Below are 23,365 nucleotides of genomic sequence, written 5' to 3'. Positions count from 1 at the left end.
ATAAGGGAATCACCGTCAAATTGTTTCAATTAAAGGGAGCTGCTTAGCAGCCTCGCTCGTGGCATGTCGATAAGGCGTAAATCTCGGCGGGAGTGAGGGCACGGTTATAGGTCGCAAGTCCCGCGAGCTGACCTTTGAAAAAATTACCCATACACCCGCTACGGTCGACTCCGGCTACTGTGAAATCAGAACCACTGGAACCACCATCGTGTAAGCCTCCTGCCATACTGTAGGGGTTCAATCCTGGTCTGACATCGAGGGCTCCATTCAGCCAGACGTAGCCTTGGGAACCATCGTAACTCATTGCGACAACTGACCATTCGTCACATGGGACTGCGGATTGTCCGACTGCACCGTCGATACAGTATTTATACCCGGGAGTCGGACCGCCCACATTAGATAGGTGTCCTGTAATCTGGTGATGCTGTCGCCATACGGATATGTTTAAAAATAAACCATATTGGCGGCCTAATTGACTTTCGTTCCACTGCCCCGCGATGAACTCGCAACCGCCATGTTGTGTGGATTCTCGCCGCAACCATGCGATTACAGTTAACTGGCAATTTTCGCCATGAATATCTAGCTTGGGGCATTCGGATCGTGGGCAAGTCAGCCATGTGCCTTCAGGGATGACGATGGCAGAGCCTCCGAGTGGAACTGATTTATCCCTCGTTATTTGTAGTGGTTCGCCCGAGGTGGTCAGTGTATAAGGTTCCCCCTGGATGGCGCGCCATGAGTGACCCGGTTGATTGAATTCCCAGTACGCAACGAGACCAGGGAAGTCGGACGGTTGAGATGGGATGAGAAAAGTCTTTTCGGCGTGTTCAGTCATGTGTCGAATTATAGAGTTAATGCAGAATCAAATACTTGATCCTAAGCAAATGCCTTGTGCAATTTCAATACGTTGCAGCTTGCTGCATTCTTGGTGAATTGCCAAGTGGCTCAGCTATTTTGAATATCGAAATGAGTTATGCATATTATAGATTGGATCTTTGTTATCGCCCCATTGGCGTTGGTTTTTTTTATCGGCGCTTTCACGCAGAAGTATATGAAAAGTGTCGCTGACTTTATGTCAGGCGGCCGGGTTGCGGGGCGCTATCTTCTCGCGGTAGCCCGAGGTGAAATGCAGGCAGGGGCTGTGGTTTTTGTCGCTGTGTTTGAGATCATCTCACGTGCTGGCTTCACTTGGACATGGTGGTCATGGATTAACATACCTGTGGGGCTCATGATCTCGATCACAGGGTTTGTTGTCTACCGGTATCGTGAGACGCGGGCGATGACCTTGGCTCAATTTTTCGAGTTGCGTTATAGTAAGCGCTTTCGGGTTTTTACAGGTTTCCTCGGCTTTTTCGCCGGGATCGTCAACTTTGGGATTATTCCGGTGATCGGTGCGCGTGTCATCACTACATTTATAGGATTACCTCCCGTCACGGAAGTCCTCGGGTATGACGTTGCGACTCACATGATCGTGATGGCACTGCTGCTGTCGGTCACACTCTACCTGACCCTGGTCGGTGGTCAGATCACTGTGATGGTGACTGATTGCATCGAAGGGATGCTTTCGCAGATTCTCTATTTGGTTGTTATTGTCAGTTTGCTGCTGATGTTTGATTGGGGGCAGATCACTGATGTGCTCACGGATCGCCCGGATGGAGAGTCTTTGATCAACCCTTTTGATTCTCTATCGCTGAAGGATTTCAATATATGGTTCATTCTCATGGCGGCGTTTGTGAACGTCTACGGAACAATGGCTTGGCAGAATCAGAGTGCCTACAACTCGGCCGGTCTGACCGCGCACGAAAACAGAATGGGTAGCATTCTCGGTCGCTGGCGGGAGTTTGGTAAACAAGCATTGGTCTACCTGCTCGCCATGTGTGCCATGACCTACATGATGCATCCGGATTTTCTTCAGGAGTCAATACAGGTGAACAACGCACTTGCGATGATCCCGGGAGAGAATTCACAAGATCAAATGCGTATTCCGATGGCAGTTTCGTATCTCTTGCCTATTGGAGTGAAAGGCGCGTTTTGTGCGATCTTGATCATGGGGATTTTTGGAGGGGACTCGACGCATTTGCATTCGTGGGGGAGTCTATTTGTACAGGATATTTTGGTTCCTTTGCGGAAGAAGCCATTTGGTCCCAAACAGCATGTTAAGATCCTTCGCCGATCCATTGCGGGGGTTGCCATCTTCGCTTTCATCTTCGGCGCCATGTTTCCGCAGACTGAGTTTATCGCAATGTGGTGGGCGGTCACGACGGCGATTTATGTCGGTGGTGCCGGTGCCGTGATCATTGGCGGACTCTATTGGAAAAAGGGCACAACTACTGGGGCATGGGCAGCCTTGCTTACGGGGTCCAGCCTAGCCGTTTCCGGAATCATTGCTCGTCTGATTTGGGCGGAGTCCTTTCCGCTACACGGAATGCAAGTGTCTTTCATCGCGACTCTGTGCGCGATTACCGTCTACGTGCTCGTGTCGTTGCTGACCTGCAAGGAGGATTTCAACCTGGATCGAATGTTGCACCGTGGGAAGTATGCTAAAATCGTCGATGCAGTTGGGGATGCTAAAATGCAGACTGTTGACTATAAAAACAAGGGGATCCTTGAGCGAATTCTCAATTTCAATGAACATTTCACGTTTGGTGATAAATGCATTTCCTACGGTTTATTTGCTTGGAGTATGCTTTGGTTTTCCACCTTTGTCATTGGTTCCATCTGGAACCTAATCTCGCCGTGGTCTGAAGAGGTTTGGAAGTCCTTCTGGCATGTCACCGGTGTTGGAATCCCGGTGTGTATGGCTTTGATTACTGCAGTTTGGTTTACCTGGGGCGGGGTGCGCGATATTATTGCACTTTTCTCACGCCTGAAAGTTGAGCAGGTGAACGAGTTGGACGACGGAACTGTCCTCGGGCATCAAAACTTGGATGAAGCCCAAGTAACTGGAAAGACAGATTCACATTGAAGATAGGACTGGGAATGTAGCCTGCAGCTTGCTGCATGAAGTCTGATTTGCAGTGAGATGTCTTCGGGGGTTTTGTTGAGCTATTATTTATCCCACCACTAAGAATAACACCATAAACTACAACTATGAAAATAACACCCAAATACACATACTCGAATATAATAAGCATGCGTTCATTGATGAGCCTGCCTGCATTCGCCCTTGGCTCGTTTGCTCTCTTTCCCGGGATGGCTCACGCGCAGACCACTGTCTTTGAGGATGATATGCAGTACGCGAATACTACTGAACTTCAGGCGGTATGGTCGAGTTTTGCTTCGTCGCCGCTATCCGGCTCCCTTATGGATTTTGGTCCTGCCCCGTTGGATGGACTGAATCCTAATCCGACGGGCAACAGATACATGAAATTGGCGAATGGGGTCGCCTACACGGACTTAGGGCAGACAATAACCCAGGATTGGACACTGTCTGTGAATGTGCTCCATAGCGACTATCAGCGGGGGATGCGGATGCTGTTGCTGGACGCTGATGGTGAGGCAGGCTATGGTTTCGGCTGGAATAGCGGTCTAGTGAATCAGTATGGAGGAAATGGTAGTGTTAGCATTACGAAATTCCAAGATACCACTTACTCTGACTGGTCAACATTCAATGGGAGCGCGGACCTTGCCATTGGCAATTCTGGACATGCCATTACGGGCTATGATGTTACCGCAACAGACGAAACAAGCTCTTCGAATGACGATCTGGCTACATACGACACTGAAAATTGGACTGGATTTGCGAGCATAAGTTTGTCGTGGAAGGCGTCGACCGGCTTGCTGACGTTATCTGTCGATGGAGAGGAAATTGTAACCCATACCGATACGGACTTCTCGAGTTTCTCTACGATCTACATTAAGGGGAATAGTAGTAATTACATCGACAATATCCTCGTTACTGTGCCAGAGCCAAACGGTGCCAGCTTGGTGATGGCGATCACTGCTCTTGGTGCGGTGGCCATGCTTCGAAGAAGTCGCCGTCAGTAGGAGTATTTTTTGCCTTCTAGTGCTATTCAGTTCTGGAAGTCTAAGTTGACTTAATTGTACGCCCGAGGTTCTTGACCTCGGGCGTATTCATCTACACACTCAGCCGGATGGCCGCTTTCTGCTTTTGTTCACGAAATACACCGGCCACGCCTTGGGGCGTGAACTCTAGTATGTGGTGCAAACGCATGATGGGGGTGAAACTTGGTCTGCGTTAGATGGAGGAACGGTTGTTCCGCCGCTGACTTGTCCCAAGATTGCGGCATTGGTTCGTGATTATGCATCCGAGGGGCGTCTGGTATATTTGCACAATGTCTGTCTGGATGCCCGGGGGGATCCTGCTGTTCTATATTCAACGAGCTCCGACCCACGACCTGGACCCGGTGGTTCGCCTCGCCATTGGGAGGTGGCTTCCTGGGACGGGGGCAATGACAATCCCGATACGATGTCGCCCTCGAACCTGCATTTTTGCAATGTATCTGGCGATGCGGTCTGGCGTTTGCCATATACTATGGATGAAGACTATCAGAAGCCGGAGCGTATCCGGTGACCGATTCTGTCGATTTGTTGGTTTCTTTTTGAGCGAAGCTCAGTTTGAGTTCGGTATTTCATTGATGCCGGTCCACGTGCCCGGTATCATTACTATCCTCGGTTTCGTAGGTAGGCCGTATTCTCTTTTTAGTAGCAAGTGATGGATCATACGGATGGCTTCTTCGCCAAGACCGCTCGGTTCCAAGACATAGTGCTGTCCCTCTTTGTTTACTTGATTGTCTAAGCTAGATATCATTAGGAAATTTCCAAAATTCTCTTCCCAGTATTCCCTCAATTCTCCGTGGATAGTGACGATTCCGTCGATCTTTTTGCGCCGGCACCATGTGCGAAAATGTTTTGCGGGAGGCCAAGGTTTTCGGTAGATATTTTGATTAAGACCATCCATTGCGGCGCAATATCCTCCCAGCCATCGATGGCTGGTTCGGGCCTCGAGGCTCGGGTCAATGGCTAAACCGATTCTCTGGCAACCTCGCCCCCGTAATAGGTGGCAGGCTGAGTAAGCTCCAAAGAAGTAGTCTGCGGCCACGGCATGCAGCCTCGGGGAGTGCATTAAGGTTCCTAAGGTCAGTGCCGCATGTTCATCCCAGTTCCACCCGCTCAGCTCTCTTTCTTGATTGCTGGGGCCGAATATCAATCCACGGACTCCTCGGTGATACAGTTGTCTAGCAAGTTGATGTTGTTCGCGGGTTTGTTCAGACAGTTCATATTTCTCGACTTGATAGCCGAGTGAGGACGCTTCTTTTAAACTCCCTGCATATACGATTTCTGAATATTCAGAACCGTCGCAATCTATAAAGGCCAAGGTCTCACCATGGCCTTGATGCGGCTGCATATTCGAGCGATATGCGGCCAGAGCGGATAGAGCTGGATCGGGGCGATAACCTAATTTTTCAATGGCTGCTTTTACTATTTCAATCGTTGTGGGCTTGACGATGTCTGCGCCGCGCACGACCCGAGATACAGTGGCGTGACTGACTCCGGCCAACTTTGCCACATCATAAATTGTAGGTCGTTTATTGGGGGTATTTTGCATGTGTCGGTAAAATGTGACTGAACACATTTTACCGGACTTCCACAAGAAGGAAATAGGTCTCAGAGTGGTGGTCATGAATCAAAATACTCATCTCCCCGCAAATTACTCAGGTGTCATTCCTTCACTCGCACAGGTTGCCGACTTTGGGCCGCCCCGCAGCGAAATTGGAATCGGCTGCCTTATGCCATGGCTTGGCAAACTGTATGTTCTGAATTATGTCTCTCATCGAAAAACATCGGGCACTGGATCCGGCCTCCGTGTGATTGATGGAGATTTTAACATGACCCGTCATCCGGCTGGAGTCGATGGGACCTATGCGAATCGTTTCGTCCATAGCCCGACGAGTCAGTTGGTTATCGGACCCCACGTCATTGACCGGGAGCATAACGTACGCACTGTCGAAGAACTGATTGACATTCGCCTATGTGGCACCGCCAAGCACCTGAGTAAACCTGATAGCCATGTTTACATGCTGGGTATGGAGGGGGAACTCTTCGAGTTGAATGTCCAGACGCTGGAATGCCAACTACTCTTCGATCTCACTCAAGAGTTGGATACGCCCGGTGAAATGAAATGTCATTTCAAAGACTGCTATACTAATAAAGATAAGTTAGTGGTCTCTAATAATGACTATAGCGAGGCAGATTACCTCGGCGAACAACAGGAGGGCACACTCGCGGAGTTTGATGGTGAAGAATGGGTCGTTCTGGAGCGCAAGCCTTTCGTCACTGTTCATGGCCTAGGGGACTTTGGCGGAACCACTTTCGCCTCGGGTTGGGATCGCGCGTCCGCTATCTTGAAAGTCTATACGGAGGCTGATAAAACTTGGCGCCGATATCGACTCCCGAAAGCGTCGCATACTTACGAGCACAAGTGGCAAACGGAATGGCCACGTATCCGATCCGTTGAACACGAGCGCCTGCTCATGGATCATCACGGCATGTGGTATGAACTTTCCCCGTGGGCTTATGGTAATAAAGTCTGGGGCATCCGTCCGATCTCGACTCACCTATGGGTGCACAGTGACTTTTGCACTTGGAAGGGGCTACTCGTTATCGGAGCGGACAATTGTAGCCATGATGGTGGTGAGAATGTGCACTGTGCGGAGCCTCAATCAGGGATTTGGATGGGCAAGACCGACGACCTTTGGCAATACGGGAAACCCACTGGCTGGGGAGGACCATGGTGGAACGATGAAGTCCGGTCTAACGAGACTTCCGACCCCTATCTGATGACTGGTTTTGATCAAAAGGTCTTGCATTTGAGCCATAAGTCGAAGAGCGCAGTCTCTTTCAATGTTGAAGTCGACTTCATGGGATGTGGGGAATGGCATAGTTATACCACCGTCGAGGTGCCTGCTGAGGGCTACCAAAGCTATACTTTCCCGTCTGGATTCAGTGCTCACTGGGTGAGGATCACTTCAAGTCAGGATTGTGTGGCGACCGCTCAACTCCATTACACCTAAAGGCAATTCGATTGAGGTGCTTTACGTTGTGGGGTAACGTTATTGAATGGTTTTTCTTCTGGGCTTGATTGGCAAGTATCTTATGAGGTCTTAAAAGAGGGACGCTTGAATGAGCAAATAACGATATTTCTACGAGGCTTTCCTGCCAGTGTGGGGATCGTGATACCAAGCTTTAGGGGCAAAACGTGTTGCCAATCGCGCACGTTGCGTCCGAAGGATTCGGTGTCCAGCGTTCAGCGAGCTCTATGCACTATCTCCGAATGGTGATGAATGCGGTTTGGAGTGTGGGGATTTCTAGATCGAATTGTAGGGTGGCTACGTCTTCGGAGTGGCTTACTTTGGGTCGGATAGTTTCCCAGTTTGCTTTCTTTAGGACTTGAAAGGTTTTGGCTGCGATGTCGGAGCTGGGTAGCTTGATGACGAGGCGCTTGACTGTGTCATATATCACATTGGTGGCGGCGATGGAGATGCCGTCCTGAAGGTTGTGGGCATGCACTTGAAGCGGGTGTTCGCAGGCGATGGTCTGCTCAGCTCCGCCCATTTTGAATAACAATTTGGTCCAGTATTCCTGCCGCACTCGGTTGAAGTAGGCCATGTAGAATTGCGCGCTATCGAGCGGATAGCAAGTGGTATAGATGGTGCCGCCTAATGTGTTGGTGAATAGCCCGGAGCCGGGAAAGAGGGTATCCAACTGCGCGTTCTTAATGGTGGAGAGTGTTTCGACGCCGGGAGCGTAGTGGAGCACGCCGATGGCGTGGGTGCAGCGTTGGGCGCACATACGTGCTTTGACGCCGCCTTCGAGTTCACCAAAGAAGGTGGCGTCTACTTCTTCGATGGAGTAGGGGGACTGCTCGAGCGGGATGCGGGCAATGTCTTGAACTCCGATCAGTGCGCCAAAGCCGCGTTGCACAAGGATTTCGGCGCTGGGCAGATCGAGCAGGAGCTTGCGGCTGAGTAGTGTTTCGATTTCACTGTCGCTGTAGCAGCGTAGGGTCTGATCGGATACGGCGAGGATGTCATCGCCTTCGAGACTACGGGTAAACCCGTGGGCGATGCCGAGAGTGTAGAAGACCTTGCTCCAGGCCACCGAATTGGCTTGGAGCTCTTTGAGGCTGCCTTCGTTGGCATTTATTTGTGCCGCGTCGAGCGATGCAGTGTTGGCTGTCTGTGTGTGTCGGGCGACGTCGGGCGAGAAGAGGATCTTAACGCCGCGTGCCTTGCGATCATCGAGTTCGAGGTCCATGAGTGCATCGAACACCTCCCGCTTCGCGCCGAGCGCTTTGCCGAAATCGCGGTCGTAGTAGGTGTTCATCCCCATGTTATCAAAATGGTTGATGGTGATCCCTTGCGCACCGTAAAGAATGGCGTTCTGAATTTCCCAGATAGAGTAGGCGTGTGATACGCTGTAAGGGCCGCAGCGGGGCGAGTTTTCCAGTTCCGGGAAAATGTCGCAGTCCCCGTCCAGATTGGCGAGGGTGTGGCGGGAATAGGTGGGCGGGGTCTGAATCGGCGGCTCTTCCGTGTAGGGAGGCATGTGGGGGCGGATCAGGTATTTGTCGCCCTGGCTCCATAGATCCATCAGCCGGTTCCAATCACGGCCTTCCACGCAGTGGACATCGGGGATGCTGGACATGAGGCCGATACGCATGGCGGGGGCTTCTTGCTTCAATGCCGCTGCGAGTTTTTCTGCTGGCTCGAGCAAGGATTCTTTTGCGTGCTCCAGCCAGTGGGTGCGCCATGGATGCGGCGTTCCGCCGGCCAAGATGCGCGCGAGCACGGTTTCGCGGTCGGCCGCTTCGCCTGTTTTTTGCGCAAAACGCTCCAGGCAAACTTCGCAAAAGCATCCGCCAAAGCCCATTTCCTCGCCGTGATTGTGCAATCGCCAGTCGTCTTCGATCCACATGGCAACGGGCTCGATTTCACGGGTGAGGTGGCAGAAGATTTCGATCAAATAGGCCTGCCAATTTTCGCACAAGGGGCAGGGGGACAGTCCGTTGTTCGCGCCGGTCTCTCCGATCATTAAGCGGAAGCTTTGTCCCGAATGCAGGTGGCGTCCGCGTCCGGCATGGTAGGTCGTGGTCCAGGGATTCAGGCTTACTCCGACTCCTTTTTTCGCGAGCAGTGGCTTGATCCGCTGGATCGCCTCAATCCATGGCTTGATCTCGTCGAGCGTGACATGCCCCTGACTGCGTTCCTCGGGGGCAATCAGGAACATGACCTCCCCGATGCCCGACTCTTCGACGAAGTCGAGCAAGCGGCGGTAGTTTTCTTCCAGCCCGTTGAACGGGTCCAGCCCGTAGCGTAGAATAATGTGAAATGGTTTCATACTGGTCGACAGGGTGGCAAAGCCCTGCTGCAAGAGATGTAGGGCAGGCTAGTTAACGGTGCCGTCGTCCTCGGCGTCGCGCTGGATAGTGGACAGGCGGGCGAACATCGCCTTCAGATCCTTAAAGCCGCCGATGAGGAACCAGATAGTGGTGAGGGTGCCGGTTACGCCGGTCAGGATGAGGTTGATAAGCCACCAGTTTGCCCACCATTGGTCGGGCCATTTGTAGAAGACTTGCCAGAGGCTGATGCCGATGAAAGTGACAAAGAAGAACATGACCCAGCCCAGTTTCAGGTAGTAAATGATCCGGTCGCCCCGGGTGAATTCCGCTCCGGGCAGCAGTCCGCGCCAGCCGGTCACTACGGGTGCTATGTGGTCGGCTCCCTCAGGTGTCTTGGCCTCGTATTCGCCACGGTGCAGCAGCTTGTCCATGTTGAGCTGCGGATCGGGAGAGAGCAGGCTGACGATCACATAAGTAGCCGTTGCGGAGAGGGAGGCGAGGAAGGCCATGTGCACACCATTCAGCCAGAATTTTTCCGGAAGGGACTGTATCCATTCGCTGGCGGGGTAGGCATTCTGTAAAGCCGGCACGGCATTGGGCCAGATGATATTAATCGTCAGGATGCCGCCCACCGCGAGGAAGGAGCCCACAATCATCGATGCCCATGCGCCGGAGGTGGTGCCACGTTTCCAGTAGAGCCCGCCGATGAGCACGGCACCCGCGCCGCCGGTGAAGATCGCGCCGGTGGCTTGGAAATACATGAGGATGTATTCCTTGAGTGGGAAAATCATACTAAAGCACCAAGTGAACGCGGCCACCCCGACGATGGACCAGCGCAACCAGCGCAGATGGGTTTCGGGAGTTAAGCGATCTTCGTGTCCGCGCAATTGGCGGATCGGGAAGAGCACGTCCTGCACGAAAATGCTGCCCCAGGAGTGCAGGTAAGTGGTGTCCGTGCCCAGCGAGGCCATGATCATGACGACCGCCAACAAGCCGACCACTCCGATCGGCAGGATTTGCGACATGGCCACGGTCGTGGTCATTTGCTTGGCCAACTGAGGGTCGCCGATCGCGTCCAGCGTCGACTGTGTGGCCAGGGTGGCGGCTTCGTGCACCGGCGCATTCATCAGCACATAGGCACAGATAGCGGCCAGCGGGATCAGCAAATAAGTGACCCCACTGCGGAACTGCGCGAGAATGCCTGCCATCTTCGCCTCATGCGGGCTGATCGCCGAAGCGTTATAGCCCTGACTGCCTTGCCACACCATGTAGTTATAGACGGTGAGGAACATCAGGATCAAAAAGAAGAGCGGATTGAAGTCCGGCAGTGAGCCTGTATCGAAAGGGTTGAGCTTGGATGCGCCCTCCGGTGCCTGCATGAGGGTATCGACAATGACGCTCCACGGAAAGAGATAGAGCATCACCCCGAGCAATATCAGAAAGACGATGTTACTGATCTGCCCCTGGATAAAGTCCGTCACCATGACCGAGATCTGGCCGCCGCTCAGCGTCACAAACAAGGCCGAGATCAGGATGATCGCCATGACAACACCGAGGGTGAGATTCAACTCCAAGCCCGTGCCCGGCACCGTCCACATGTGGACCGGTAATCCCAGAAAGTAGATGAAAAACCGCGCCGTGACCGCCGGAAAAATCCCATAGTTCAACACACCACTCAACCAGCACAGGGCCCCGCTAAAGACACGAAAGCGGCGGCTGTAGCGCATCTCCAGAAACTGGGCGAGCGTCATGGCCCGCGTCTCACGGTAGCGGTAGATGATCCAGCCCGACAGCGCCATCAGCAGCCCGAGCGGCGCCAACATCTGCCCCCAAAACAAGGCAGTGAAGCCCGATTGATAAAACTTCTCCCAAGTCGCCACGATCGAAATCGCCCCCATACCCGCCGAGCCCGAGGCCACGGTCAGCAAGTAGCGACCGGCGCAACGGTTGGCCGACAGAAAATCCGCCACACTGCGCGTGTATCGCTGCGAGTAGATGGCGAACCCGATAACAATCGCGAGAATCACTCCGATGATCCCGAGGTCCACCGGGTGGAGATTAGTGAGAGCAAGTTGAAACATTGTGCTGATTTAGATCACTCGCGCGAACGCGAGCAGCTGTGGTGTTAAAAAAATATGGCGTGAATCGCCGAAAGGAATTTAGAGCCGATTACTGTCCGGTAGACTTATCGAAATAGTCAGCCAGATCCTTCGCTAAGGTCGGCACCTGGACCGGGATCGCGCCGTTTCTGAGCGACTCGGTGGCCTTGCAGCCGGTGACCGCGCTATAGCGGGCCGACACGGGGGAGGTAATGGTGCCGCCGCCCTCGTCGCGCATGTAGCGGATAAATTCGTCAATAATCTTGGGGTCGGCCCCGCCATGCGAGCCCTCCTCTTTAGGAATGATAAACTCGGCATCCCCTTCGGCTTGATAGTTGTGACGCTTATTCCACAGCTTGATCATACACTCTCCCGACATGTCGCCGAAGTTTTCAATGCGTCCTTCGGTGCCGATGATAGTGTAGTTGCGCCAGGCATCCGGGCTGTAGTGGCATTGCTGATACGTAGCGATCACGCCGTTATCCAGGCGCATCAACATCATATTAATATCCTCAACATCGATGACCGGATTCAGCCCCTTTTGCGAGAGCGGCGGCCAGTTATCCATGTTCCAGTAGGTGTCGCCCTTGACCTCCGGATCGCGCCGATCGGTGATCTGATCATAGAGCGAGAGCTCGCCCATGGCGGTGACCGTTTCGGTGTAACCGCCGCAGAGCCAGTGCAGCACATCGATGTCGTGCGCACCTTTTTGCAGCAGCAGGCTGGTGGTGCGGCTACGCTCGGCGTGCCAGTCTTTGTAGTAAGCGTCGCCGCCGTAGGAAATGAAGTGACGGCACCAAGCGGTCTTAACTTCGCCAATCGCGCCGGAGTCGATCAACTCCTTCATCTTACGCATCACAGCAAAGTGGCGCAGATTGTGCCCGACGTAGAGTTTGGCATTTTGCTCGCGCGCGGTCTCCAGGATGCGGTCGCAACCCTCAATGGTGATAGCGATCGGCTTCTCGAGATAGACGCCTTTACCCGCCTTCAATGCCGCGATCGCGTGTTCCTCGTGCAGATCATCCGGCGTGGAAATGAGCACCGCGTCGATATCGGGGCGTGCCAGTAATTCATGATAGTCTTCGGTCACGTAGACCTCGCGCTCGATTGTTTCCTGAAACGCTTTAAGCGCTTCCGGATCGGTATCGGCAGCGGCCGTGAGGAAAACATTGTTCTCCGGCTGATGCATGTATTGGGCGAATGCCCCGCGTCGTCCCGCTCCGATCAAGCCAAGTCGTAATTCTTTTTTGTTATTCATTCAAATGTCGTCTAGTTTGCCGTGTCCGGCGTTTCGGTCGCTGCCGCCGCACTGTGCGGTTTCTGGAATTGAAGAAATCCGTAGTGGGGGTGGTCGTGGAAAGAGGTTCGTGGAAGTTGAGGGGCAGAAGACAGTTCGGGCGCGGGCAAGGAGAACGCGTAATTGTATCGAGCCGCCAATACACGCCATTCACTGTCGGGGGCGAAGTCTTCGCCTTGCACGCTGAGCTCGCGCAGCGGAATGGCCATCTCGGCCGTCCAACCACCGTCCTGGTCGCTCCACTCGTTTAGCGTGCCATCGATCATCGCGCCAGCGCGGGTGCCATGCTCAAAATCGAAATTACTCGGCAGGCCTGAGCGCCCCTGACTGGGAAAGAAGAAGGCGCTTTTGCGAGCGCGCGCGGTCACGTGGAATTCCCAATACCAAGGTTGCCCCTGCGGTTTGAGAAACAGCTCTGCGACATCGCCCGTTCGTTGCTGCTGCAGTTGGTCGGCATCGCCTTCTTCAATCACGTCCGAGTCCTGAAACTCGAAGGCCGCGTAGAGATATTCGTTGTCCCAGGCCAGGCGCACAGTTCCAGCTTCGGAGGGGGACTGCCCCTCCGGGCTGTCGGCCAGCGAGAAGCTCAGCGGATAGGCGACCGCGTGCTCCCAGACCGATTCCAGCAAGCGGCCATCCACTGTGACGCTTTCACTGCTCCAATGCGCGAGCAGATTCTGCGGTGCAGGGGGAGGCGCAATGCTCGCCGTGTGACAGCCTCCGAGGAGGAGCATGGCCGGAGCCAGCAACAACCAGCACTGTCGAGCCCGATTCCCACCCGCAGAACGGGTGGGAGGAGTCAACTGTCTCAAATCGATCATTTAAGCATCGCTGTTAGTGTCCTGCAGAAAGCCCGGAGTGGCTTCTGGATAGACGCGGATCTCGCAAACGCGGGCATGGTCGAGGCCATGCGTGCCGAGCACAGTCAGACGCAAACGCGAGGTCAGCGCGGCTTCATCAGCAGCGTGGCATCTGCGGCGCAGGTAATTGTCTTTGACCTCGGCCAGCGTTTGCCAGCTTCCATCACGCTCCACTTCGATCTTGTAGGCGGCGACGGTTTCTTCCTGCGGTTGTCCCCATTGCATGATGTTGGTATAGCCACCGCTCATACTGAGAGTGAGCACGCGGTGCAGGCCGGTATCGAAGATCAACTGAACTTCGCCCACTTTCACTGGCTGATCCCAGCTCAGTTCAAGGGACGCAGGCAATCCTTGCGCCGGATCGCTCATCCAGCGGTGGATGCCGGACTTCATACGCTGCGGGGCGACACCCTTCGGGCCATGGGTGGCCCGGGTCTGACCGGAAAGCACATTGGCCGCTTCACCGCCCGATTGTTCGCTGCTGGCCGACACCTTGGCAGCGCGTGCCAGATCGCGCGGATCCTCATTTTGCGGATCAATCAGGTAGGCATCCTCACGCAGCAACTCCTGTTGTATTGCCCGCATGGCTGCGGTGTTCTTGGGCAGATCCACCGGTTGCAGATCCTTCTGCGTCGCATAGGCCGCAGCCACGCCGACTCCCTGGCCCATCACGGCGCAGGTGGCCATCACACGCGTCGCAGCGAAGCCGAGGTGGGTGGCGGAAATATTACGCCCCGCAAACATCAGATTCGGGATGTTGCGGCTGACGCAGGCGCTCAGCGGAATATCAAACAAGTAGGGCACCTCGTGCTGCACCGCGGGCCGCTCGTCGATCGCATCGATCCCTTCCGGTGGATGCGTATCGATGGGCCAACCACCGTAGGCAATCGAATCCGGAAAAGAGCTCCCAGCCATCACGTCTAACTCGGTGATGGTGTGCAGCCCCTTGAAGCGACGGCTTTCCCGTTTGCCCGGCACAAAGCCGAACCAATCCAGCGCCCAGTGGCTCGCGCCGTGAGAGTCCGGATTCGGGTAGTTGGGATCCGTGGGGTCGCCGTTTTTCACGTGGTCCCAGGCGCCCATCATAATGGCCATCAGGTTGTCGCGGATGGTTTCGTTATCCTTAATCGTGTCGAGGCAGCCGCCCCATTCGACCCACCAGTAGCCATAGTCGAAACCACAATCAGTGTCGCCCGCTGCGGCGTGATTTCTCAGGTGCAGTTCGCGTTCGGTAAAAGGCTTCGCCCAGGAAGGCGGCGTAAAGGGCATCGGTTTGTCGTGCTTGCGCGCTTGGAAGAGCAGGGTGGAGCCCAGGCGTTTGGTGTCGTGTGACTCCTGCGCCATCGACTCGCCAAACTCGGCTTTGGATTCCCGGCCCTCATAAAATTCCGCACCCGCTTCGACGCCTAGGCGACCGTCGCCCGTGCAGTCGATGAAGATCTTGGCATTGATTTGAAAAACATCTTCCGTGCTTTGGCGCTCCGCAGTGACGGAGCGGATGACGCCGTCCTCGACTTGCGCTGCGGTCACGCAGGTATTGAGCATCAGCGTGAGATTCGGTTCCCGCTGGCACATGTCGAAGAGGATAAGATCCATCATCGAGTTAGAGCGCTGCGGATTTTTAACCGCATTTTCCAGGCGGATCTCTTCGATGATGCCGCCCTCTCTGGTCTCCGTTGCCAGAGCACTGCCGCGCTTGCCCGAACCGTCGGCGCCGACGATGTGCATGCGGATTTCGCTGGATGCGTTGCCGCCCAGCACTGGCCGGTCCTGGCAGAGAATGACCTTGGCTCCGTTTCTGGCCGCAGCGATGGCTGCCGGCACTCCGGCGGGACCGCCACCTGCGACGCATACATCACAGTTCAATTGGCTCTGGGTTGTTACAGTCGTTGTCATGATTTGTAAATGCTTAGTCTTTAATTTTTAAGCGGGCTTTGATGGTATCAGCTTCGGTCCGCAAGGCCGTCGCCCATGTTTTATAGTAAGGTTCGATAAAAGGTTCACAAACCAGGCCTTTTAAAAGCGCTGGCAGCAGTTTGCTTTGTTCCTCGATGCGCTGGACCAGGTCCTGGAAGAAATCCCATAGAATCCGGTTGGTGCCTGCGGAGGGCTGGCCCGGATCGACCTGCATGCCTGCCAACTGCTCTTTTAATTGGCGTGCGGCTTGCCAGGCTTCTTCGCGTAAGGCGTCGGCCTTGCTGAAGTGCTTACGCAAACGGCTGGAGCATTCATAGGCTCCCGTTTCCTTGAGCAGTTGATCGCAGACTTGCCAGCCGTTGTTTGGCCAGTGGCCGTTGTGTAAGAGGATACTGGCCATGGCGAGTTCGACGAGGCAGGCGTCAATGGATTCTCCCTGCACACGGCCGCTTGCATAGCGCGACCAACCTGTGGCAATGAGTCCTTTCAACTCATAGGGTGCCGCCACATCCATCCAGCCGGTATGGTTGAGCAAGCGAGCCTCTTTGTTCGGCAGATCGCGGAAAGGTCCGTCGGCACCCTTGTAGGCGGAAGCGCCCCAGATCGGGATGCCCGCTTCGTGTAGGCGATCCAGAACTTCCAACTTGTGGTGGTGGGTAGCCATGGCGGGCGTGCCCCGGTAACCCCAGACGACCAAGTCGGCATCCTTGCCGATTTGTTGCAACGCGGAGACCGGCCAGTTCATCATCATGTCATGCCAGATCAGGGGACGAACCTTGCGCAGGCGCAAGGAGTCCAGTATGGGCTGAACATGTTTCAGGAACAGAGTGGGCTTATCGTGTTCTGCAATGAAGCTTTGCGAAGCGGGACTGGTGCCGAAGGACCAGGCCTCATCGCCGCCGAGGTGAAAGTGCGTTACATCCGGTAGAAGTTCCAGCACATCATCGACCATTTGTAAGACCAGCTTCACCGAGCCCTCGTGTAACGGGTTCAAGGTATCGGCATATTCCGGACACTCGGCCAGGTGTTGGTAGGGCTCATGTTGTAAAACGAATTCCAGGTGCCCGAGGCATTGAATCAGTGGGATGATTTCAATGTCCAGTTCTGCGCAGCGTTTGGCAAACTGTTTGACTTGCTCAGCCGTGTAGTGAGAAGCGTTGCGCAATTTCGGGTCAAATGACCAAGGAAACATGTCCTCCCACTCGACGACTACGCTGTTAAAGCGCATTTGGTCAAAGACTTCGACCAAGGCCATAAGGCGTTCAAAGGTCGGTGGTAGTCCCTTCAGATCCAGATGCACGGCACGCCTTTCAATCGCAGGCGACTGTGCGGTAAATACTGGCATGAATGAAGAGTCTACTTCCGCTTTGCGAGCGGGAGGAGATGGGAGATTAGTTGGCATATGCTTCGATTTCCTGGGCAGTGATTCGTTCCGATGAGCGGTTGCCTGCTGAATGAATCAAGAGTCGGACTGTGTCCGTAGTTTGTGGCGTGAAGGGGGCAACGACTGGAGTGTGGGCAGGTTTCTCGCCGCGGTAGACGGTTTTCCAGCCCCTTGTGTCTTTGACCTGAACTTCAAAAGAGCGGGCGTTGGTGACTGCGACGATGCGTCCAACTTCGGTCGCGCTTGGGAAGTTTATCTGAATCCAAGCGGGATCTTTACCCTGTTGGGCCTGCCACCAGCGACCATCATAGCCATCGTTTAGACGCTTTGGATAGGTGCCGAACTCGTAGTGGGTCGAGGTTTCGATTTCTGCTCCAAGTCCACGAAAGGCTAAGTTGCCCGGCTTGCCGAGTGTGGCGAGGCTTTCGTCGATGCGTCGTTGCACCGCCAATACAGTTTGCCCGAACTCGTAGTGAGGATCGGTGGTGTAAACATGTGCGGCATAGCCCTCAAAGGTGTCGCGCCATTTACCATTGCCCACCCGCAGGTTACGTTTCTCGGAGACGACCTGTAGTGCAGTGGTTCCCAAAGAAGGGAGGTGGAAGTTGACCGCGCCCATGGATTCAGGGCTGGTGTTGACCACGAAGATGTAGGTGTGCTCGCCCACTTTACGGACGGCGCTGTGTAGGTGTGACGTGTCGTCGGCAGAGATTTGCAGTTCTTCTTCGACATCCGGCGAGAGGATGGCGCTTTTCAGCAGCTGTGCTTCACGCGCTAAGAATGGCATGCCCAGTTCCAGGTTCTTGTCGTTGAGCTGGCGTCCGTAAATCCACCAGATAAAGCCTTTCGAGCCAGTGACGATGCCCTGGATCTGCTGGTTGCGCAGTTCGAGGAAATTCGGCGCACGGGCGGCCGGTGTTTGCGCGTCCCATTCGAATGCCTGAGGAGTCACCCAGATTGCCTGACGGCCTTCAGAAGCGCGTTTGGCTTCTTTTAGGTGTTTCGCCACTTTCACGATGCCGGAAATTGGCCCCATGTTTTCGCGGAAAGACGGGTAGGGGTCGGGCATGATGATGTCGGCTGCGCTGGCATAGCGGTCGATGGCATCGAACTGCATATTGAGAATGATGCAGGGGTGGTAGGGATCTTCTTCCTGGATAATTTCATAGGCGCGATTCAGGCGCTCGGGAAGCACTGGAACGAATTCGGGCTCATCGTAAATGTAATAGGCTAAGAGAGCTTTGTGGTCGCGCAGACGGCGCACGTATTGGCGCAGCTGTTCTTCCTCGGCGACGGACATCGGTTGCTTTTGGTTTTTACGATACAGCGCTGCAGGCCATGGATCTGTCAGGCAGACGACGCCTTCCTCGGCCATGCGGTCCATGAATGCGAGTGTCTTTTCGATTCCCTGATTGGGGAGGTGGTAGACATGCACGGTATTGATGCCCTCGATGGCAGGATCGGCTTCGGTTTTCCAACCGAACCAACCGTAGGGCAGGAAGGGCTCACCGTTGCGCAGGAGCACTTTGTCGGCATCGATGCGCCATTCATCATAAGGCGCGGCGGGGAGGCTTCGAATCAATTCCTTCGTCTGCCATTGAGTGCCATCCGGCTTTTGCACGCTCACTTGCAGTTGGTAGGAGCCCACCGCGAGTTTTTGCTCCAGCTCCAGACGCACGGTGCTCTGAAGGTTTGTCATATCGAGTTCCTGGATCGCGACAGGTTGATCGTTCCCGCTGGCATAGAGCGCTGCGGTCAAACGAGCATTTCTAAGGTCTTCCGGTGCGACAGCCAGAGAGACCGCCGCTTCGATGGCATCAATGTCTTCCGTCGCGTAGATGCTATTACGATAGGCTGGCTGGGTGACGTGAATGGAGATCGGTTTAAAGTCCAATGGGACATCCTGCACATGTAAGGCGAGGGCGCGATTGGGCAGTTCTTTCGCTGCTAAACTCAGTTTCAGAGTTCCGGTTTTAGGTGCGTCTTTCGCCGATAGCGGAAAGGTCAAATTAACCATCGAAGAACGTGACGATTTCAATGCCACCATGCTGGATGCCTCGACGGCTCCCTGTGTGGTTTCCAGAGTGCCATCAATCTGAACATCGCGAAACTCAGCGCCTTCTTTTTCCATTCGATCCGCTACAATCTCAAGCTGATATTCAAGCATGCCGTTGGTGCCCTGGATGACTTTGCCGTCGTTAACCGGGCGGATCATCCAGAGGAAATCTTCGAGTCCACTGTGCTCCATGTGCAAGGGCACATAATTGGCCAATTCATGGAAATTGTCGGAGAGCGGAGCGTGGGTGCTATAGGAAACCGGGCGACCGTCTTTTCTCGGATGCACACGGCCCAACATGATGCGCCAGTCTTGTTCCGCGGACTCCGGTGTGTATTTGAATGCGGCCAAAGGGATCGCCATTTCGACGAACCACTTGCCGTCATTGACCTGTGAGGCCACTTCGGCCTGGCTGCGCCATGAGGTGAGGCCACCGGCGCCCGTGCCGGCTTTGCGCCAGATGTCGTTGGCCAAGCCAGCGGTGGTGACATACCACTGACCATACTGATCGCTGTCCGCGCTGGGAGCGATGAACAATTCGAGGCCGGGCTCTTTGCCGTAGCCGACCAGAGTGGGGTTGGCGACGGTTGTTTGGTTTGCCTTATTGGCGATTAAGCCCTTGTCCACATCGGCGATGATACCGATAAGCAGGGCATCGTCAGTCACTGCGACCGTAAAACGGGTGGCATCGGGTGCGGGCGCATCCGATTTTAATGCATGAAAAGAGTCCTGCCACTCCAGCTGTTTCCAGAAGGGCTCGGCGAAGGAGCCGTCGATCTGGTAAGAAGAGCTAATGGAAGGAGCCTCAATTTGCCCTTCTGCAATGATGGGTGCAAACGCTGCTGCCGTCAGACAGGCCGCAAGCGACGTGGATTTTCGAATCAAATTTAACATGGGTGTCGATGAAATGGATTTAAAAGTCGTTTGGCCTGCGCTAGCTTGCAGATGGCTCGTCGACGGATGCAGGCGGGGGGCAGGACGTGTCCCGGGCGATGAGTTCGATCGGTGCCCAGCGACATTCTGAAGGGAAGTCTGGGTTTTGTGCCCGGCTATCCAGCATGTCCAAAGCAAGGGCTGCGGCCGAGCCCAGCCCGATGTGCAGGGAAGTTGCCGTGGGGTGCATTGCCGCTGAAATCGGCAGACCATCGGTGCCGACTAGCGCGATGTCGCGTCCGGGAGTCAGCCCGAGGCTTTGAAGAGTCTGATAGATCAGTGGCAGCGAGCTGTCATCGACGATGAGCGCAGTGGGGCGGTCGGTCGGATCTGCGAAGGCTGTCTGGATTGTTTCGACTGCTTCGGCGGGCTCATAGCTGAGCTGCGGAGCCCAGTGCGGTGCCACGCGCAGTCCTGCTTCTGCCATCAGGCGATAGTAGCACATGCGTCGTTCCACTTTGTCGCGGTGGAAGGCTGCTGCGTCGTAGCGGGCGAACAAGCCAATCTTTTGATGTCCCAGATTCCATAGGTGCTCGAGTTGCATGCGAACCAGTTTTTCGTTGTTCACTGCCACGCAGTAATCCGGTAAGACCGGAGCCGAAGGGAATAGGTGCACAAAGGACACTTCATGTTGCTTTAAGACTTGGTTTACATGTTGATCCTGCATTCCAATCACGACGCAGGACTGAAAGTCCACACGACTGATCAGGTCGTGTAATTCGCTGTCGGCTGCGCTTCCCAGCATGACGTGAACCCGTGTGCTCCGCAGGTCTTTTCCACAACGGCTGACCAGCTCTTGTAGTAGTTGTGGATGAAATGTTTCCCGCTCTACGACATCTGCATCGAGTGCGTGCGCATTGCTGGTTATAAATAGTATGTCGACTTGGCCCAGTCCTGCTTTGGAGCCGCCTTCAGCTAGGAAGATGCCGCTACGGGGGCGTGTCTCAATGATCCCTTGTTTGCAGAGGTCCTCCACGACTGCCTGCACGGTCACGGAACTGACACGACAGTCTTTACTGATCTGACGGACCGATGGCAAGCGATCGCCCTCGTGGCGTTGTCGCACGAGTTTGTTCAAGTGCTTCATTACGCGGCTTCGCTCCGGTGTATTCACGGGAGATTCGTTTTCGCCGCCGTCTTCGTTTAATGTGCGTACTGTCGCCATAATATAGATCCTTTGAATTTTGTTATTGGCCAGGTTTGCCGATGGCCACTTTTAGGTCGTCCATCGCGCTCCAGAATCCCATTGAATAGTATTTAAGCTGCACGCGGTCCAGTGTAGACAATTGGCAGGCTACGGGCTCACCAATTGCGATCCATTCACCCTTACCATTGCGGTCGTAGTAGGCCTGAGCGGAGTTTTCGGTGACTAACATCGCAACTGCGACTAGGCCAGCGCTCTCTGATGTTTCGTAGTAGGAGGCACTTGTTATTTCAGCTTGAGTCTTTTTATTGTTTAGCACGCTCTCGATTGTCACCACTGGTGCGTCTTTGCCGCCTTTGACTTGGATTTGGATTGAGTTGTCTCCGTCGTTGAGGCGCATGGCGTATATATAAAACTCTGGCGAAGCATCAGTTTTGACGGCTGCAGAAAAACTGACTTCGACCGCTTCGCCGGGGGCGAGGGTTGCGTTGAGGTTCTTATAGTAGGTCTGATTGGCCCATGTTCTGTTTGGGGCGTAGCCAAGTGCTTGTCCATTGAGTGCTCGCCCATTGCCGATGATTAATCGCCCTTTGTCTGCGTGCCACTCGGATTCTGAGGAGTGCTCTAGGAAGGTGCCTTTGGCTGATCTTGAGAAATCTTCATCTAGTAGGATCTCCTGTGCTTGGCTGGCGATGGGTGTTAGGATGCCGATCGATAGCGCAATTAGTCCTGCTGTGCTCTGCTTCAGCAGGCTTCGGAGCTTTATGCCTCTCAGCTGCTGCTTTTGCTGATTGGGTGTGTGTGTGCTGTGCGGATTGCTCTGTGTGTGGTGTGTCATTGTGTTTCGTGTCAGTATTCTGTATTACATCTGTATTCTGTGTTCTGTCAATTGCAATTCAATTTCGTGATCTAGTTGCTTTTGTTGTCGTGTGCTGTGCTTTGCTGCGAGCTTATTGCTGTCTAGTTGATTCTTAAGTGTATTGTTTTTATGTATTTATGATATTTTGTGGCTTTTATTGCTTGGCTGGGTGGTTGTTTGTCTTTTTTGGGTTTTTGCTGCGCGGAGATTGTTTTTATTATAAATATACAGTGTTGATACATGGTGTGTGGGGTGCTTCTCATGTGCTTGGTTGTTTGTGTTATGAATAGGCTTTATATGTGTAAGTGCCTTTGTTTGAGGGCATTTTAGGTGCGAATTGCTGGTTTGTTAGATTGTGGCATGTTGAATGCTTAGCGTTGTCATGTTGCTTTAATGTCGAGCGAAGTTCGAAAGTAAGCTTGACTGTTTGAAGATAACTGTGCTAGATCTGTTAAATATGAGCAAAATATAGCCATTCACACTTAAGGCACGAAGCCACGCATAAAAACATAACACACACACACACACACACACACACACACACGACCCATGAATACTAAAATCAACTCAGACCTACTTAATCGTCGCGGGCTTTCCGCGTTTGCTGCGATCCTTTCTTTGGGAGTCCTTGCGAGCGGTGCCTCGGCTTCTGTTGTTGTCGCCGATTATGACTTTTCAGGTGGTAGCGCTGCGTCCGGCGATACGGATAGCTTCACGACTGCCGGGGACTACATCGGAACGGTCAGTCCGAATACTTCGACCTACTCCGGAATTAGCAGCGGATCGAATAATGCTTTCTTTTTCTCGTTTCAAACAGAAGGCAGCCTTTCCAATGCGATCACTGCTAACGATTATCATTCTTTCACGCTCGACGTAGAGACGGGCGGCGCCACGGTCAGTCTAGACTCGCTCGAATTTGATCAGGCGTTCTGGAACACTCATCCCACCCTGACCTTCAGTGTGTCTGTTCTCAGTAGTTTTGACGGCTTCGCAACTGCCGGAGACCTACTTGGCACATATACCATCGATGGCGCGGATTATGATTCAGGTTCCGGTTCCGATCTCGATGTCAGCACGACAGTGGCTCAATTCATTGACTTGTCAGGCATCACTGAGTTTCAGGAGCTGAGCTCGGACGTGGAGTTCCGCTTCTACTTTTACGACACTTCCTCCGCCACTGACCGGACGCATCGTATTGATAATGTCGTTCTCACTGCTAGCAGTGTGATTCCCGAGCCCTCATCGTTTGCGCTAGTGTTGGCATTTGCCTCGATGGGAGCTTCAGTCTTTCTGAAGCGTGGGTCACGAAATGCGTAGCGCCTGAGGCACAATCGTATTATCTGATTTTTTTGCGCGGGGTGCCTTGCATCCCGCGCAATATTAGACTCAGTCCGTTTGTGGAATGTATCCTACGGCGTCAGGAGGCAGGTCGGAAACAGTTGTAATAAATACTATATA

General features: G+C 54.0%; 16 protein-coding genes. 5 read left to right on the top strand and 11 right to left on the bottom strand.

Annotated features, from left to right (window positions below):
• Positions 1-43 precede the first annotated feature (43 nt).
• Positions 44-832 carry a LamG-like jellyroll fold domain-containing protein gene (locus SH580_RS05990; protein ID WP_319834102.1) on the bottom strand — a complete coding sequence of 263 codons (789 nt, stop codon included), beginning with the start codon at positions 830-832 and terminating at the stop codon, positions 44-46.
• Positions 833-1,048: 216 nt separating this feature from the next.
• Here SH580_RS05990 and SH580_RS05985 point away from each other — a divergent pair, with 216 nt between their 5' ends.
• From SH580_RS05985 to SH580_RS05975, 3 genes are all read left to right on the top strand, one after another.
• Complete coding sequence (locus SH580_RS05985; protein WP_319834101.1) at positions 1,049-2,962, top strand: sodium:solute symporter family protein; 1,914 nt, start codon at positions 1,049-1,051, stop codon at positions 2,960-2,962.
• A 125-nt stretch (positions 2,963-3,087) separates the two neighbouring features.
• Positions 3,088-3,984: a hypothetical protein gene (locus SH580_RS05980; protein WP_319834100.1), complete on the top strand. Its 897-nt coding sequence runs from the start codon at positions 3,088-3,090 to the stop codon at positions 3,982-3,984.
• A 172-nt stretch (positions 3,985-4,156) separates the two neighbouring features.
• On the top strand, positions 4,157-4,531 hold the full coding sequence (locus SH580_RS05975) for a hypothetical protein (RefSeq protein ID WP_319834099.1): 375 nt from the start codon (positions 4,157-4,159) through the stop codon (positions 4,529-4,531).
• Positions 4,532-4,570: 39 nt separating this feature from the next.
• On the opposite strand, the gene SH580_RS05970 is transcribed toward SH580_RS05975, so the two are convergent.
• Complete coding sequence (locus SH580_RS05970; RefSeq protein ID WP_319834098.1) at positions 4,571-5,566, bottom strand: LacI family DNA-binding transcriptional regulator; 996 nt, start codon at positions 5,564-5,566, stop codon at positions 4,571-4,573.
• A 73-nt stretch (positions 5,567-5,639) separates the two neighbouring features.
• On the opposite strand from SH580_RS05970, the gene SH580_RS05965 reads away from it, so the two are divergent.
• Entirely contained in the window at positions 5,640-7,031 is a 1,392-nt protein-coding gene (locus SH580_RS05965; RefSeq protein WP_319834097.1) for a hypothetical protein, read from the top strand.
• A 250-nt stretch (positions 7,032-7,281) separates the two neighbouring features.
• Here SH580_RS05965 and SH580_RS05960 read toward each other — a convergent pair whose 3' ends face one another.
• The 9 genes from SH580_RS05960 to SH580_RS05920 form a co-directional block, all read right to left on the bottom strand.
• On the bottom strand, positions 7,282-9,357 hold the full coding sequence (locus tag SH580_RS05960; RefSeq protein ID WP_319834096.1) for a hypothetical protein: 2,076 nt from the start codon (positions 9,355-9,357) through the stop codon (positions 7,282-7,284).
• 48 nt (positions 9,358-9,405) lie between these two features.
• Complete coding sequence (locus tag SH580_RS05955) at positions 9,406-11,406, bottom strand: sodium:solute symporter family protein (protein WP_319834095.1); 2,001 nt, start codon at positions 11,404-11,406, stop codon at positions 9,406-9,408.
• A gap of 121 nt (positions 11,407-11,527) precedes the next feature.
• Positions 11,528-12,715 (bottom strand): Gfo/Idh/MocA family protein, encoded by a 1,188-nt coding sequence (locus SH580_RS05950; protein WP_319834094.1) that lies wholly within the window; start codon positions 12,713-12,715, stop codon positions 11,528-11,530.
• Positions 12,716-12,726: 11 nt separating this feature from the next.
• On the bottom strand, positions 12,727-13,575 hold the full coding sequence (locus tag SH580_RS05945) for a carbohydrate-binding family 9-like protein (protein ID WP_319834093.1): 849 nt from the start codon (positions 13,573-13,575) through the stop codon (positions 12,727-12,729).
• Positions 13,576-15,510 (bottom strand): FAD-dependent oxidoreductase, encoded by a 1,935-nt coding sequence (locus tag SH580_RS05940; RefSeq protein ID WP_319834092.1) that lies wholly within the window; start codon positions 15,508-15,510, stop codon positions 13,576-13,578. It abuts the gene before it with no gap.
• 13 nt (positions 15,511-15,523) lie between these two features.
• Positions 15,524-16,876, bottom strand: a complete 1,353-nt coding sequence (locus tag SH580_RS05935) for a family 20 glycosylhydrolase (protein WP_319834091.1) — start codon at positions 16,874-16,876, stop codon at positions 15,524-15,526.
• Positions 16,877-16,922: 46 nt separating this feature from the next.
• Positions 16,923-19,865, bottom strand: a complete 2,943-nt coding sequence (locus tag SH580_RS05930) for a discoidin domain-containing protein (RefSeq protein ID WP_319834090.1) — start codon at positions 19,863-19,865, stop codon at positions 16,923-16,925.
• A 40-nt stretch (positions 19,866-19,905) separates the two neighbouring features.
• Positions 19,906-21,069 carry a substrate-binding domain-containing protein gene (locus SH580_RS05925; RefSeq protein WP_319834089.1) on the bottom strand — a complete coding sequence of 388 codons (1,164 nt, stop codon included), beginning with the start codon at positions 21,067-21,069 and terminating at the stop codon, positions 19,906-19,908.
• Between the two features lie 22 nt (positions 21,070-21,091).
• Entirely contained in the window at positions 21,092-21,886 is a 795-nt protein-coding gene (locus tag SH580_RS05920) for a hypothetical protein (RefSeq protein WP_319834088.1), read from the bottom strand.
• Between the two features lie 570 nt (positions 21,887-22,456).
• Here SH580_RS05920 and SH580_RS05915 point away from each other — a divergent pair.
• Positions 22,457-23,224: a hypothetical protein gene (locus tag SH580_RS05915; RefSeq protein ID WP_319834087.1), complete on the top strand. Its 768-nt coding sequence runs from the start codon at positions 22,457-22,459 to the stop codon at positions 23,222-23,224.
• The last annotated feature ends 141 nt before the right edge of the window (positions 23,225-23,365 follow it).

It is taken from the genome of Coraliomargarita algicola (assembly GCF_033878955.1).
GTDB classification, from domain to species: domain Bacteria; phylum Verrucomicrobiota; class Verrucomicrobiia; order Opitutales; family Coraliomargaritaceae; genus Thalassobacterium; species Thalassobacterium algicola.
This window is presented reverse-complemented; position numbering and strand designations above follow the sequence as displayed.

Bases quoted from the DNA above. Each gene is read 5' to 3' on its own strand.
- SH580_RS05990 (WP_319834102.1), bottom strand. From the start codon at position 832: ATGACTGAACACGCCGAAAAGACTTTTCTCATCCCATCTCAACCGTCC.
- SH580_RS05985 (WP_319834101.1), top strand. From the start codon at position 1,049: ATGAAAAGTGTCGCTGACTTTATGTCAGGCGGCCGGGTTGCGGGGCGC.
- SH580_RS05980 (WP_319834100.1), top strand. From the start codon at position 3,088: ATGAAAATAACACCCAAATACACATACTCGAATATAATAAGCATGCGT.
- SH580_RS05970 (WP_319834098.1), bottom strand. From the start codon at position 5,566: ATGCAAAATACCCCCAATAAACGACCTACAATTTATGATGTGGCAAAG.
- SH580_RS05965 (WP_319834097.1), top strand. From the start codon at position 5,640: ATGAATCAAAATACTCATCTCCCCGCAAATTACTCAGGTGTCATTCCT.
- SH580_RS05960 (WP_319834096.1), bottom strand. From the start codon at position 9,357: ATGAAACCATTTCACATTATTCTACGCTACGGGCTGGACCCGTTCAAC.
- SH580_RS05950 (WP_319834094.1), bottom strand. From the start codon at position 12,715: ATGAATAACAAAAAAGAATTACGACTTGGCTTGATCGGAGCGGGACGA.
- SH580_RS05945 (WP_319834093.1), bottom strand. From the start codon at position 13,575: ATGATCGATTTGAGACAGTTGACTCCTCCCACCCGTTCTGCGGGTGGG.
- SH580_RS05940 (WP_319834092.1), bottom strand. From the start codon at position 15,510: ATGACAACGACTGTAACAACCCAGAGCCAATTGAACTGTGATGTATGC.
- SH580_RS05935 (WP_319834091.1), bottom strand. From the start codon at position 16,876: ATGCCAGTATTTACCGCACAGTCGCCTGCGATTGAAAGGCGTGCCGTG.
- SH580_RS05930 (WP_319834090.1), bottom strand. From the start codon at position 19,865: ATGTTAAATTTGATTCGAAAATCCACGTCGCTTGCGGCCTGTCTGACG.
- SH580_RS05925 (WP_319834089.1), bottom strand. From the start codon at position 21,069: ATGGCGACAGTACGCACATTAAACGAAGACGGCGGCGAAAACGAATCT.
- SH580_RS05920 (WP_319834088.1), bottom strand. From the start codon at position 21,886: ATGACACACCACACACAGAGCAATCCGCACAGCACACACACACCCAAT.
- SH580_RS05915 (WP_319834087.1), top strand. From the start codon at position 22,457: ATGAATACTAAAATCAACTCAGACCTACTTAATCGTCGCGGGCTTTCC.